We start from the raw sequence: 14,663 nt of genomic DNA, 5'->3' as shown, positions 1-14,663 counted from the left end.
TTTGCGAACACGCCGTCGGTCTTGATCAGTTCGTTTCCTATGGTGTTGTCAAGGAATACAAAGCTGATTGTTCCGTTATTGATGGCACTTGAGAAATTAGTAGCTGCGTTGGTAACGATAGGACCTGCTTCAACGGATACAGCCTCCAGAAGGGTTGTATCATAGCCCAGGTAGAAGTTACAGGTTCCTACATTATTAACTTTAGCTACATCTTTAAATGTAACTGGTATGGTAACAGTATCTCCGGACCTGCCCGATGCTGTACCTACTATTACTCCAAGGCCTTCCTGCTTCGGTTGGATTGTAAGGGTCAATACAGGATTGACAGCCGCACCAAAATCAAAGGTAAGTGCCTTTGTGCCTGCAGAAAGAGTGTTGAGATAATTCTTTGAAATCACTACGGTATTACCTGACAGAGTGTAGTCAGTACCCTGTGTCAGACCGGTTATTCCCCTGAAGGTACTCCCGTTGGGAGTAAGGGATACAGTTAAATCAGATGCATTTCCCTGAACAAAAGTTGAAGTTGTCGGAGAAATGGAAGGTGTATTGACCTGGATTGGTTCTATTCCGAATACAAGGGTGCCGCCCTTATATGCAGTCACCTGATTCCAGTCCACATATGAACCTGATAACTTGTAGGAGTAGTCATTTGATTGGTTATAATTAGTCCAGTCAGCTCTTGCTACTCTGGTCTGAACTTCAATATATGATCCGCTTGCCAGAGTTCCGGCATCACTGGCAAATCCAACCTCAAAATAATAATCTGCCGTGCTGGTGGTTTGACTCATTTTAACAAACGTTCCTGTTACTTTACTTGTAACATCAACATAGTTGTATCCATTCATCATTCCGGCATGGTCACACCAGAAATTCTGCTGTTTTTCCTCATCTATGGTATAGTAATATCTCAGTTTCAGGTCAGCAAGATTTAATGGCGCGCCAGTATTATTCGTTACTTTATATTTTGCATATATCGAATTTGATGACGGCGATGCATTTCCATTATTGAACTGGACCGAAATACCTGAGTCTGCTGCAAAAGCAGTGAGTTGGGAACCTAGTAATGTTATCATCATTACCAGTACCAATAATAAAGATAAAGACTTTCTACGCATTTGTAAACCTCCATTTTTTTTATTTACATGAAAGCCAATGTGCCGTTATTAATAACCCGCTAATATCAGAGAAATTCATTGATTTACTGATTGTTAACGGAATAAATATTCCACCTCCTTAATACTTATTGGCTAATTGGTTTTTCAGTGTATCTTTGAAAAATCTTGCAACCTTCCTATTGTATAATCAAAGATTCCGCCGGTTTAACATGGTACAAGAGGACAATACTTACATTTTAGGCGCAATAAAAAAGCAGTTTACTTTTCTCGCAGTGCAAAAAGATGTAATAATTCAGTCTGGATAAATTAGTAAACGCGCGCTTTTGTAAGTTATAAACCAAGCTTTAAAATTTTTCCTTTGTATGAACCCTGGGAATTGGCGAAAGTTATTAAGCCATACATGTTGTCAAATGAAAGTCATCAGGTAAAAACATATCTGTCAGGTAGAAAGTCATTAAGTCAGTTCGTAGCTGTCAAATAGAAAGTTTGTTAAGTCAATTCGTAGCTGTTAAATAGAAAGTTGTTAAGTCAATTCATAGCTGTCACATAAAAAGTTGTTAAGTCAATTCATAGCTGTCACATAAAAAGTTCTCAAGTCTAAACATAGCTGTCAAATAAAATGTTATTAAGTCGTTAAATAAACAAAGTTTAATGGCTTAAATAAATTGTATTTTTGTTTTGTTTATTTAATATGTCAAAAATAAACAAAATAACTTAATAACATATTACCATTAATGTTATAATTTAACAATATTTTTTTTAAATTTTTTATAAAATATTATTTTTATTTATTCCAATATAAGTTACATCACTTATATCCGGTAACTTTATGTCAGAAAAATGGACAATAAATTGCTTAAGCATAAGGTATTATTGAAATAAAGTTACAAATAATATTGAATAAGATTTACCTGAATAGTGTTTATTTAATGACTTTAATTTTGGGAGGAAAAATGTTTACAGACAAAAAACTTATGGAAGCATATAAAAATGCAAAAGTTCAGTATTTTGATGAAAACTCCAGATTTATTTTCTTCAGTGATTGTCATAGAGGTGACGACAGCGTATCCGATGAATTCAGCAGAAACCAAAATATACTTTTAAGGGCATTGGAGTATTATTATGAAAATGATTATGTCTATATTGAGGTCGGAGACGGGGATGAACTTTGGGAATATCCCAAATTCAAACATATCAGATTAGCACATAGTGACGTGTTTTCAATACTAAAAAAATTACACGACAATAAAAAATTAATCATGTTGTACGGAAACCATAATATTTATTTAAAAAATAAAGAATACGTCCGTAAAAATTTTTTTAAGTTTTATGATGATTATACCCAGGATATACATGATCTTTTTGTTGGACTGACCCCTATAGAGGCTCTGGTACTCAAGCAAAAAGGTACCGGACAGGAGATACTGATTGTTCATGGGCATCAGGGTGATCTGATGAATGATCAGCTCTGGGTTATTAATATGTTTCTGCTGAGATATTTCTGGAGGTTTATGCACGTTGTGGGCTTCCAAAATCCTTCGAGTCCAGCCAGAAATCATTTCAAGAGACATAAAATAGAGAGGACCTATAAAAAATGGATTCTAAGGCACAAAACCATGCTGATCTGCGGCCATACTCACAGACAGAAATTCCCGAAGGAACATGAACTGCCTTACTTTAATACCGGTTGCTGCATTCATTCAAAAGGTATTACCGGGATTGAAATTATTGAGGGGAAAATAATGATGGTGGACTGGAGAGTAAAGGCAGACCCTGACGGAGTACTGCAGATCGAAAGACATATAATGAGGGGTCCCGAGCCTATTGAGAAATTTGATGATAGATTTTTTATTGAATATAATTTCTCCTGTAAAAATTTATACGAAGAGGATTGTTAATGGTATTTGGCTTAATGTCCTACCCTGCCTCTGAGATGGACATGCTTATACCACTGATTAATCAGCATGTCCAGGTGTTCGCTGAGTGACAGGATGTCCTCGTCGCTCAGCTCATCGCCTTCTGCAATCCTCTCGTTTATCTCCTGACGTAACCTGTTAATTTTTTTCTTAATTATAAGTAAGTCCTTCATCGATGATCCTTTCCAAATTGATTTTATAAAACCTTTCCAATATATCATCCTTCTGTAAAGATTGCTGCAAGCAAACTATTTATTTTATAAGGAGATTGATGGTATAATTAAATAATATATTCAATCCGGTTTCATAATTCATTTTTTAATATTTGACCTATAAATAATAACAATATAAAAGTAATTAGGCAATAGTTTGTTAACAAAATCAGTAAAATATGGGCAAATATATAAACAATATGGGTCAAATTTGGAAGAAAATACTATATATTTATTACAATTTTTATAATATATTATGATATTTTGAGGTTTTTTAGATGAAAAGTTTAACAGATTATGAAATGCCTGATATTTTGAGAGATTTTCTTAATTACCTTCAGACAATTAAAGGTAAGTCTATTAATACTGTTCAGGTTTATTTTTATGATTTGAGAGTCTTTTTCCGGTTCCTTAAATTGCATAGAAATCTGGCAGATAAAAAAATGGAATTCGATGAGATCGGTATCCTGGATGTTGATGCTGCACTGCTGAGGACAGTTACTTTAAGCGATTTGTATTCCTATATGTCCTTTGTAAGCAATAACCGCGACAACACCTCTCATGCCCGGGCAAGAAAGGTTGCAAGCCTGAAAACCTTTTTCAACTACCTTAATACCAAGGCAAAGCTTCTTGACACCAATCCTACCGGCGAGCTGGAGTCTCCGAAAATAATAAAAAGATTGCCCAGATATTTAAATGTTGAAGAGAGTAAAAAACTGCTGACCTCGGTTTCCACCGTTGAAGGTCCGAATTCGGTACGTGATTATGCCATTCTGACCATATTCCTCAATTGTGGGATACGACTATCCGAGCTTGTCGGAATAAATCTCAGCAATATAAAAAATAATACTTTGACTGTTATAGGTAAAGGTGACAAGGAACGCAGTATTCCACTTAATAATGCATGTGTTCAGGCTATTGCCGAATATATGAAAGTCCGGCCTGTCAATGGTATCAAGGATAAAAATGCATTGTTTATCAGCGGCCATAAGCAACGTATAAGCAAGGAGTCGGTTCAGAAAATCGTAAAGAAATACATAAAGGAAGCCGGACTTGATCCTCAAAGGTATTCTACCCACAAACTCAGGCATACTGCCGCAACTCTTATGTACAAGTATGGCAATGTTGATATCAGAGCCCTCCAGGAGCTCCTGGGCCATCAAAGTATTGCAACTACAGAAATTTATACTCACCTTGATCAACAGCAGCTCAGGGATGCGGTCAGTAAGAATCCGCTTGCTGATTTCGGCTCCTCTGAGTCTGCAATGACTAAAGAGGATGAATAAAGAATATATGGCGTTATGAAATTGAAAAACCTCAAATCCGGATAAATAAGATAACCAGATTTGAGGTTTTTCATATATTACTTCTTGTTGTATACCTCACCGATAAGCCTTGCTTTTTTTGTACACTCATTCATGGCATCCATAACTGTGTACCTGAAACCATTCTTTTCAAGTGCGCTTACCGCCTCAATAGTTGTTCCTCTCGGGGAGCAAACCTGATCCTTTAGTATTCCGGGATGCAGCCCTGTTTCCAGAACCATTTTTGCAGAGCCAAGTACTGCCTGGGCAGCAAGCCTGTAAGCCATGTCCCTGGGTATGCCCGAAAGTACGGCACCGTCGGCCATGGCTTCAATAAACATGAATACGTATGCAGGGCTGCTGCCGGTAAGCGCTGTGACTTCGTTCATGAGTTTTTCATTAAGAGATTCACATTTACCCGCACAGTCAAACATCTGCTTTACTATGCCAAACTCCAGCTCAGTCACGTTGGGATTATGACAGATCAGTGTCATACCCTCCCCTACCATTGCAGGAGTGTTGGGCATGGAACGCACTATCTTTTTATCGGTTCCGATAATATCCTCGTAGAAACTGACAGGAATACCCACCGCAAAGGAAACTATAACCTTTTTGCCGTCAATGACAGGCTTCAGCTCCTCCAGGACATTTTTCAGGATGTTGGGCTTCACAGCCAGGACTATTATATCCGACCACTGTACCAGTTCCTTTGCGGTTCCGAAGTAGTTTATACCGGTTTCATTTTTAAGCTGTTCCATTTTGTTCTTGTCAACGTCAAACATGGATATTTTATCTGCAGGTAAAAAGTTTGTTTTAACAAGACTTTTTATCAGTGCCGAGCCCATGTTTCCAGTTCCAACAAATCCTAATTTTATATCCATAGGTCATTCTCCGTTTTCTTATTATGCATGCAAGGTATTATGCGTATAGGGGATATTTGCCGCAAAGAACCTGAACCCTGCTGCGGATGCTGTTCTGTGAGTTTTCAAAATCAGTAATGGTAAGGAATATGAGATCTGCAATCTCTCTCATATCTTCTTCCTTCATTCCTCTTGAGGTAACTGCCGGAGTTCCCAGCCTGATACCGCTTGTTATGAACGGACTTTGTGTATCAAAAGGAATTCCGTTTTTGTTGCAGGTAATAAATACTTCATCCAGCTTGTGCTGCGCTTCCTTACCTGTAATGTTCATGTTTGTCAGGTTAACCAGCATCAGGTGATTGTCGGTACCGTCTGAGACCAGCTTGAAACCCTTGCTCATAAGAGCCTCCGATAAAGCCTTTGCATTTTTAACTATGTTTTTCTGATAGGTTTTAAAATCGTCGGAAAGTGCTTCCTTAAAGCTGACAGCTTTTGCAGCTATTACATGCATTAACGGACCGCCCTGATTTCCGGGGAATACCGCACTGTCTATCTTCTTGGCATATTCCTGCTTGCAGAGGATCATACCTCCTCTTGGTCCTCTCAAGGTCTTGTGTGTGGTTGTAGTCACAATGTCGGCATAGGGAACCGGACTCGGATGAACGCCCGCTGCAACCAGACCGGCAATGTGGGCCATGTCTACCATTAAAATTGCGCCAACTTCATCTGCTATTTCCCTGAAAGCCTTGAAATCCAGAGTTCGCGGATATGCACTGGCACCTGCTACGATAATTTTAGGTGTATTTGCTTTTGCAATGTTTCTCAATTCCTCATAGTCGATATAGCAGTTGTCTTCCCTTACACCATAGGGTACGACCTTGTAATACTTACCTGATATATTGACAGGGCTTCCGTGGCTTAAATGACCGCCATGAGCCAGATTCATTCCCAGGATGGTATCGCCGGGATTCAGAAAAGCAAAATAAACAGCTGAATTTGCCTGTGCTCCTGAATGGGGCTGAACATTTGCATGTTCTGCACCAAAAATTGCTTTTGCTCTGTCTATGGCCAATTGCTCAACTATATCAACATGCTCGCAGCCGCCGTAATATCTTTTTCCGGGATAGCCTTCGGCATATTTGTTTGTCAAAGGAGTTCCAAGTGCTTCCATAACCGCATTGCTTACAAAGTTTTCGGATGCAATCAATTCGATCTTGTTTCTCTGTCTGTTAACTTCCAGTTCTATAGCCTCAGCTACCTGAGGGTCCATTTCTTTTATTGTATCAATATTGTACAAAATTTACCTCCACTCCTGTCAAAGATATGTTGACATATTAGTTTATTCTCAGAAAGTCTTTCAGGAGAATATATTTGTATTCCCAGGAAAGACTCCTACTAAAATTATAATAAAATTGAATAAGGAATGTCAATTGGATATGCATGAAATATGCAAAAGTTTTTATAAAAATACAGAATACCCAATTCAATTTGGGTATTCTGTGAAAATCATATTACTTTATATAATTCATCGGCCCCCGGGGGTTCAATCACCTTAAGTAAGCCTTCCTTTTTACTGATTAATATTTTTTCATTTTTGTCGGCTGTAATTGAACCAATTATTGTGGCCTTGATATTATTATTTTCAAGTGTGCGGCAGAGCTCTTCTCCCTGCTTGCAGGTAATCAGCATGCAGCCGGAGGATATGAGCTTGAGCACATCCAGTTCCAGCGACTCGCAAATCAGGGCTGTCACTTCATCAACCGGAATTTTGTCCTTGTCAATAATTATACCGGTGCCCGATGCTTCCGCAACCTCCCAGGCTGCACCAAGTACGCCGCCCTCGGTTATATCATGCATTGCAGTTGCTCCGAACTCTCCGGCAATTACACCTTCATTAACGACGCTTATGGAAGCCATAAAGCTTTTGGCCCGCGCTAGCTGTTCTCCGGACAATTTATCAGATATTCTGTGTTCCAGGTCATTTGCAATTATTGCAGTGCCCTCCAGGCCTGCGCTCTTTGTAATAATGACACTGTCACCCGGTTTTGCACCTCTTGAGGAAACCACCCTGTTCTTAGGCGCTTTTCCGATACAGGTTGAAGATATGACTATTTTATTAACTGCGGAGGTCACTTCGGTATGGCCGCCGATAATTTCAACATTCAGCCCGGCAGCAGTCTCCGATATCTGGTCCATGACTTTTCCCAGCTCTGCTTCGCTGGTGCCCACAGGGCACAGGATTGTCACCATAAGACCTAAGGGTGCCACCCCGCAGGAAGCTATGTCATTGCAGGATATATGCACCGAAAGCTGCCCGATATCATTTGCCGCACCGGTTATGGGGTCGGTGGAAAGAATACAGGCGTAGTCTCCGAAGTCGATTGCCGCACAATCTTCACCTATTCCCGGTCTGAGGATAATATCCTTTCGGATTTTATTTAATTTACTAAGAACAATTTTATCTAAAACTTCATTCGGTACTTTACCGGCGTCCATTATAACAACATATCTCCTTTAGGCATTTGCTTCAGCCAGCTGGTCCTTTGCCAGCTGATACTGATCACGTGCCATATCTATTAGTTTTGGATTGCTTCGGGCTTGCGGTGATGCTACTATACGGCTGAACCATTGTATGGATTCATCCAGCTTGCCCACTCTTCTGAAAAGCTCGGCAATTATGTACATACAGGTAAATTCATCCAGCTTGTCCAGAGGGAACCGTTCCTTGGAATAAGCATCATTGTAGGAATTTAAGGCAAAATTCAAAAACTCGGTTTCTTTTTTTGTATCCTCTTTATCTCTGTAAAGCCATGCAATTCTGAGGCAAACCTTGGCAAGCTCGCTGGATTTTGCATTTCTAACTTTCAAGTTCAAAAGTGCAAGCTTAAATGCCTCAATAGCCTTGTCTACGTCTCTTTCACCTGTAAAGCTTCTTTTTACCCAGTTCTTTGATATTTTATCCTTTATTGCAGCAATATCTCTGGTAAACAATCCCTCGAATTTGTCTTGAAGGGCGGCATACCCGCAATTTTCACAAACCCATACATCATAAAAAAGTACATTTAAGTCCTCATAATGCACACACATATCAGTATCTCTTGCTTTAACCTTGCACCCCTTGGTTTTGACCTTGGTTACTTGTATTTCTCTGTTGCAAACAGGACACATAACTTTTTTGTTATAAAGTAAATCATTCATTACGACATACCCCTAATCATATGTATATTTTATAATTTAAACTTTGAAATCAGCATCATCCTAATTATTCTTCAGGGATTCATATGTTTTTTTACTTACAGCAAGCTGTCCCCGCACCGGTTTATATATATCCTGACTGATAACTTCACTGTTAATTAATGCTCTCTGCTCGTTGTAGGTATCTCTGTATAAAACTACTTTAAAACCTTTTCTTTCTTTTACTCTTATTTGTACTTCGTCATTTGACAGACTATTATTAATAACATATTCCGGCTCGGGTGGATTGTATTCCTCTACAATAACCGGGCGCAATACAGCATTAAGTGACTCTCCCGGCTTTTTTCTGCCAATAATTTTTACTGTAACAGTACTGTCTCTTACTTCAGTTGCAATACAAATAGTATAATCCCTGTTATTCCTAAATTTCAAGTCTATGTATCCTTCAGAAATTGTTGCATCCTGACCTGGAGGAACATAGCCCAGAGGAATTGAATGATGTACCCGTTTCGTAACCTCCATATATGATAACAAAATTGCATTATACAAGGTTGTAGCCACCTGACAGACACCTCCGCCGGTTCCTGACACAAACCGGTTTCTCATTATTATGGGTGCCTGCATGTAGCCATTCGAAGGAGTTCTGGGACCAAGAGCATCATCCATTGAGAATTCTTCTCCCGGAAGCACTAAATAATTATTTATTTTTTTGCCTGCCAGCTCTATATTGTGAGCTCTGCTGTAATTATAGGAGCTGAATCTGGTAGTGAAAACACCCAGAACATCTTTTATCTCCTTTACATCCGCAAGGGTAATTAATGGTTTAATTATCTCTATAGACAGACAGATATCACTAAAATCCCTGTTTAACAGCCTGCCCTCTATCAACTTTGTATTTGTATCAATATCAAGTTTTTTGCCGTTTACATCGCTCGTATATATTATTTTACCACAATTATAATCGTATGTGGAGTTTGAAGCTGAAAAATCAATCTGTCTTTTTATTTTTGTCAGATATTTATTGAGTTTTGCCCTGTCATATTTTGCCCCCACCACAAGGTTAACAGGTGTCTTTTTTAACTGCCTGATAGTTTTTGTCCTGCTGAACCAACTGCCTGACCGTCCCAGTTTGTATGCGTTATTTATTGCGGTTTCAAAATCAAAATTAAAATCAATACTGCTCAAGGGTATAGTCCAGGTATTATCTTCATAGAGCAAATCTATTGAGGTCTGCTTATAGTTCCTTTGAAATTCCATTTCAAGTTGCCTGAGAGCTTCTGCTTTGGATAAACCGGCAAGTTTTATTCCATCCATATAAACACCGTCGTAAAAATAGTTATATGAAAGTTTCCTGCATGAATTTAATAAAGATACTAAGTTTACAGTCACTGCAACAACTAAAATGAAGGCAATGCAGAACAATACTGTCCTTCGCCTGCTTCTGATCAGCATACTTATATGGTCTGATTTTTTATTGTCAATCGGTATCTTCATGTTTATCCCATCTGTATTTTCCTATATACCTGTACTATAATATTATTAAGGTTCTGATAATATTTCTATTGATTAAGTAGGTTTTAAATATTGTGAAAATATTACAGGCCGCTGCGGTGATTGTTCTGACAATATCCTCCGCAGCGGCTTGTAATAATACCCGTCTGAATCCATATGAAATTACCTCTCGCAATTAATTTTAAAGCTTCAATTAAAATTTTCAATAACTGTTATCCTAAAATTTTAACTTTATAAACTTGAGCTTTCCTGCCTGAATAATGTCTCCTTCTCTCAGAGTCATTCCGGAAAAGTCAGTTTGCTTTGCTCCGTTGACCCTGACTCCTCCCTGAGCTACCAATCTTCTTGCTTCACTGTTGCTGGAGACAAGTTTTGCTGAAACCAATAATTTTATTATATCTATACCCGTTTCATCCGCTAAAACATCGGTTTCAGCTAAGGTGAATTCGGGAATATTCTCGGGCATTTCGCGTTTCTGAAATACTTTTGTGAAATTCTCTACAGCCCTTTGGGCAGCGTCAGCCCCGTGGTAAAGCTTTGTAATTTCAGCAGCCAGGCTCAGCTTTACATCCCTGGGATTAACTTTTTCATTGTCTATTTGTTCCTGCAAAATCTCCAGCTCATCGGGGTGAATATCGGTTGCCAGTTCAAAGTATCTGATTATCAGGTTATCTGGTATGGACATCAGCTTTCCGAACATCTGCTCCGGAGCCTCGTTTATCCCCACGTAGTTTCCAAGACTTTTACTCATTTTCTCCACTCCGTCAATCCCTTCAAGTATGGGCATGAATAAAGCTGCCTGGCTTTCCTGCCCGTAATCCTTCTGCAGGCCTCTGCCCATCAGTATGTTGAATCTTTGCTCAGTGCCTCCTATTTCAACATCTGCACCCAGCTCTACAGAATCGTAACCCTGCATCAACGGATAAAAAAATTCATGAATACCGATGCTTTCATGTTCCTTAAACCTGTTCTTGAAGTCCTCTCTCTCCAGCATCCTTGCAACAGTACACCTGGCAGCAAGCTGAATAACCGCTGTAAAGTCGAGCTTTGACAGCCATTCACTGTTGAATCTTACTTCGGTCTTGTCCTCGTCCAGAATTTTAAAAATCTGATTCTGGTAAGTCAAAGCATTTTCTATCACTTCATCTCTGGTCAATTGTTTACGGGTTTTGGATCTTCCCGTGGGATCACCGATCATTCCGGTAAAATCACCGATGATTATGACCGCTTTGTGTCCCATATCCTGAAACTGCTTAATTTTTCTCAGCACCACAGTGTGCCCCAAATGTATATCAGGTGCGGATGGATCGAGACCAAGCTTGATGATCAGCGGCCTGCCTGTTTCATTCGACTTCTGAAGCTTTTTGTTCAAGTCTTCAAGCCCTATTATTTCTTCAACTCCTTTCATAATTATTTTCAGTTGCTCGGCAATGTTCCCAGCTTCAATTTCACCTTTTGCCGCGGGTATTTCTTTTCTTGACTTCATATGCTGCCTCCATAAATAAATTGTAATGTATTAAAACAGTGAATTACCACTGTTTAACCCGTTGATTCCTGTAATTATGCCATATTACGCAATTGTGCAAATAAAAAAGCCCCCTCCTCCGATATAAAATCAGAGGACGAGAGCTGTTACTCCGTGTTACCACCTCAATTTATTAGTGCCTCACGGCACAAACCTTTTCAAGTACAATGCCTGTGCCGCAGCAGCACAATTCAATAAACAGCGGAATAATGCGGCCAAATAAAAACAAGGTATATACTCTAGCACTATAACGGGTGCAAGCTTCCGGCATCAGCCTACTCGGACCAAATCCTTTTGGTGTGCAGTTCATAAGATGTATTCGGAATAAGCTTCCACGCCCCTCTCACCTTCCGGGAACTCTCTGTCAGGTCACTTTATTCCTACTCCTTCTCAATCATTACTTTTAAATAATATTGTAAAGAAATTAATTAGCACAACGCGTTAATTTAATGTATTATAATCAATTTTATATAATTAGTCAATGATTTAATTTTTCCAATGAAAAAATCCTGAAACTAAAAAGTTTCTTGAATACTTATTCCAATATGCTTTTTAAATCCGGGATTCCATTAATGTAACAAGCCTTGACCTCTTTGAGCATATTCTCATAAAACGAAACGGCCGAAAGCTGTCTTTCCTGAGCTATTTGAGCTGCTCTGCATGTATAAAACTTATCATATATGTTTTCCAACTTATATTTATATTCATGAAAAAAAGAAGGAACTTTATCATATTTTCCATCCAGGACGTTACCATTCCCATCAACAGAATATAATGGTTCTGATATCAGCGCATTATAAAACAATGTTCTTGCAATGCCAAGGGTACCTGTTGCATCAAGTTTGTCGGCATCAAATAATATTTTAGCTTCTATACTTTCGGGCGGATTATCGCTTCTGTACCTGTGGGATAAAATGCATTCTTTAATATGAGAGGCCTTTTGTTCCGGAAAGCCGCAATCCAACATATAGCTATATGCTTTTTCACTGCCGACATGAGCATGGCATAAAGCAGGATTGAGATACTGCTCCTTTCTTCCGATATCATGAAGCAAGCAGGCGGCAATCAGGACTTCCATATCCACATTGCTTTCATGCTTTGCAATATCCAAAGCCATATACAGTACTCTGTAGATATGTTCCCTGTCATGAGCACTGTCATCCATAGTCTCCAGCATATGATTTTCAATCTTTTTATATACTTCTCTATTCATTTTTCCTTTCCGGCTGTCCCTTCCAAAGGTCATTCTCAAAATTACCGTTCTACAATATTTCCAATATTTCAACCGGGTATTTTCCGCTGGGAGCATCAACTTCTACAACTGCTCCGGCTTTTTTACCGGTCAGAGCCTTTCCAAGATCGGATTCTATACTTATACGCATTTTAGCAGGATCTATATCCATAGTGGTTACCAGTGTTACAACAGCTTCATCATCATCGTCAACAAACCTTATCCTTGCTCTGCTGTTGATGCCCAGCACCGATTTGTCCTGACTGCTGCCGTCGACGACAATTGCAGTGGAAATAGTATTTAACAACTCCTGAATTCTATTGTCATTTGCAGTATATCTCTCACAGGCTTCCTTATATTCGGCATTTTCAGATCTGTCTCCGTGTTCTGCGGCTATTAATTTTTCCCTGGCAATTTCAGCCCTTTTAACGGTCATTCTGTATTCTAATTCTTCCTGTAATTTTTTTATGTTTTCTTCTGTTAAAGTATGACTCATGAATAGTAACCTCCTGATAATAACATTAAATCTTTCCATCCGGAAAATCAGTTTTAAAAATTCTTCTGGCGGTCATATATGAAGCCTGCCAGTATGTGCTGTTAAGTTCGGATATAGTTACCTTTGCGGATAAAGAGCCCGAAGTTGCACTGACGAACTTACCATTGCCTATATATATCCCAACGTGGTTTATATAATTGTTGCCGCCGTCGGTATCCGAAAATACAAGATCCCCCGGCAATAATTCATCCTGGGCGACCTCAATACCCTGCTGTGCCTGATCGGCAGCCACCCGTTCAAGATTTATGCCGAACTGGGAAAAAACATATTTGGTAAATCCGGAACAATCAAAACCTTCTTCCGGTGAATTACCTCCATATACATATTTTACCCCAATCAGACTTTGAGCATAATCTATCAGTTCAGAAACTGTAAAATTTCCCATATATAACATTTCGGAACCTGTCAATACTGAAGATTCACCGGGTATAACAGTTTCATTTGCCAAATTGCTTCCGGACCGGTCAGGAGACTTGCTTTCCGGAGTATTTACAGGTCCGCTTTCAGTTTGACCTGTCTGTTTTTCTTCGGTATTATCCATCCCGTTCTTTTCTGCTGGATTATTATCCGGTTTATTTATTTGTCCGTTTGTGGATTTATTTTCAGTGTCACTTTTTATCTTATCCCCAGTTTTACTTTTCGCCTGATCTGAAGATTCCTTTACTGCCTGATCCAGTGATATGTATGAGCTGCTTACCCAGCCGACAGTACCGCCAGAGGTTTTCACCTTATACCAACTGCCGGATGGCTCAGTAACAGTCAGGACATCACCTTTGTTCATCTGGGAAATGACACCATAACCCGTTCCGGGGCCTTTTCTCAGATTTACATTATTACCGGTAATTTTGCCGTATTGGACAGTAACAGTCTGTTCTTCAATTTTTTTGACATAACTTCCCGAAACCCAGCCGGTTAAGCCCTCTGAAGTTACCTTGAACCAGCCGTTGGAATTCTCCAGGACATTAAGCTGATTGCCTTTCTTTAATTGACTCAGAACTTTTGAAGAGGTATCAGGTGTTTCACGAAGATTTAAAATGCTGGCTGTAACTGTTACCTTGCCGGTATTTTCTGCATATGAAAAGCCTGATGATAGAATTATGGATAAAGTTGTAACCATAAAACCGGTCACTAACCTTTTTATGTACTTTGACAGCATTATGAATTTAACCTCCCGTTTGTCTTTCGTATATAACAATCATAATAACACAAAAATGCCCATTTTTATACAATATTTTAT

Annotated in this window: 13 protein-coding genes; 2 read left to right on the top strand and 11 right to left on the bottom strand. The window is 39.1% G+C overall.

Annotated elements, in window-relative coordinates; genetic code table 11:
- Positions 1-1,115, bottom strand: a 1,115-nt coding sequence (locus T344_RS29235) for a cellulose binding domain-containing protein (protein WP_034863026.1), incomplete at its 3' end; no start/stop codon positions are given.
- Between the two features lie 953 nt (positions 1,116-2,068).
- On the opposite strand from T344_RS29235, the gene T344_RS0124185 reads away from it, so the two are divergent.
- The gene (locus T344_RS0124185; RefSeq protein WP_027630838.1) at positions 2,069-3,013 is read left to right on the top strand and encodes a metallophosphoesterase family protein; all 945 of its coding nucleotides are present in this window, start codon (positions 2,069-2,071) and stop codon (positions 3,011-3,013) included.
- Positions 3,014-3,024: 11 nt separating this feature from the next.
- Here T344_RS0124185 and T344_RS0124180 read toward each other — a convergent pair whose 3' ends face one another.
- Positions 3,025-3,204, bottom strand: coding sequence for an aspartyl-phosphate phosphatase Spo0E family protein (locus tag T344_RS0124180; RefSeq protein WP_027630837.1), 180 nt, complete (start codon positions 3,202-3,204; stop codon positions 3,025-3,027).
- 317 nt (positions 3,205-3,521) lie between these two features.
- Between T344_RS0124180 and T344_RS0124175 the strand changes: the two genes are divergently transcribed.
- Positions 3,522-4,529, top strand: coding sequence for a tyrosine recombinase XerC (locus tag T344_RS0124175; RefSeq protein ID WP_027630836.1), 1,008 nt, complete (start codon positions 3,522-3,524; stop codon positions 4,527-4,529).
- A gap of 77 nt (positions 4,530-4,606) precedes the next feature.
- On the opposite strand, the gene proC is transcribed toward T344_RS0124175, so the two are convergent.
- The 9 genes from proC to T344_RS0124130 all read right to left on the bottom strand — a co-directional run bounded on the left by proC (position 4,607) and on the right by T344_RS0124130 (position 14,582).
- Positions 4,607-5,428, bottom strand: a complete 822-nt coding sequence (gene proC, locus T344_RS0124170; protein ID WP_027630835.1) for a pyrroline-5-carboxylate reductase — start codon at positions 5,426-5,428, stop codon at positions 4,607-4,609.
- A 37-nt stretch (positions 5,429-5,465) separates the two neighbouring features.
- Positions 5,466-6,704 carry a serine hydroxymethyltransferase gene (locus tag T344_RS0124165; RefSeq protein ID WP_027630834.1) on the bottom strand — a complete coding sequence of 413 codons (1,239 nt, stop codon included), beginning with the start codon at positions 6,702-6,704 and terminating at the stop codon, positions 5,466-5,468.
- A 209-nt stretch (positions 6,705-6,913) separates the two neighbouring features.
- A complete protein-coding gene (locus T344_RS0124160; protein ID WP_027630833.1) occupies positions 6,914-7,903 on the bottom strand; it encodes an AIR synthase family protein in 990 nt (329 codons plus the stop codon).
- An 18-nt stretch (positions 7,904-7,921) separates the two neighbouring features.
- The gene (locus tag T344_RS0124155; protein WP_004622731.1) at positions 7,922-8,605 is read right to left on the bottom strand and encodes a DUF2225 domain-containing protein; all 684 of its coding nucleotides are present in this window, start codon (positions 8,603-8,605) and stop codon (positions 7,922-7,924) included.
- 60 nt (positions 8,606-8,665) lie between these two features.
- Complete coding sequence (locus T344_RS0124150) at positions 8,666-10,096, bottom strand: VanW family protein (protein WP_051572232.1); 1,431 nt, start codon at positions 10,094-10,096, stop codon at positions 8,666-8,668.
- A gap of 235 nt (positions 10,097-10,331) precedes the next feature.
- Positions 10,332-11,600, bottom strand: coding sequence for a tyrosine--tRNA ligase (gene tyrS, locus T344_RS0124145; RefSeq protein WP_051572229.1), 1,269 nt, complete (start codon positions 11,598-11,600; stop codon positions 10,332-10,334).
- A gap of 574 nt (positions 11,601-12,174) precedes the next feature.
- A complete protein-coding gene (locus T344_RS0124140; RefSeq protein WP_027630830.1) occupies positions 12,175-12,852 on the bottom strand; it encodes an HD domain-containing protein in 678 nt (225 codons plus the stop codon).
- A 49-nt stretch (positions 12,853-12,901) separates the two neighbouring features.
- Positions 12,902-13,366: a transcription elongation factor GreA gene (greA, locus tag T344_RS0124135; protein ID WP_027630829.1), complete on the bottom strand. Its 465-nt coding sequence runs from the start codon at positions 13,364-13,366 to the stop codon at positions 12,902-12,904.
- A 25-nt stretch (positions 13,367-13,391) separates the two neighbouring features.
- Positions 13,392-14,582, bottom strand: a complete 1,191-nt coding sequence (locus T344_RS0124130) for a C40 family peptidase (protein WP_027630828.1) — start codon at positions 14,580-14,582, stop codon at positions 13,392-13,394.
- Positions 14,583-14,663: the final 81 nt, after the last annotated feature.

The organism is Ruminiclostridium cellobioparum DSM 1351 = ATCC 15832 (assembly GCF_000621505.1).
In the GTDB taxonomy this organism is placed as follows: domain Bacteria; phylum Bacillota; class Clostridia; order Acetivibrionales; family DSM-1351; genus Ruminiclostridium; species Ruminiclostridium cellobioparum.
This window is presented reverse-complemented; position numbering and strand designations above follow the sequence as displayed.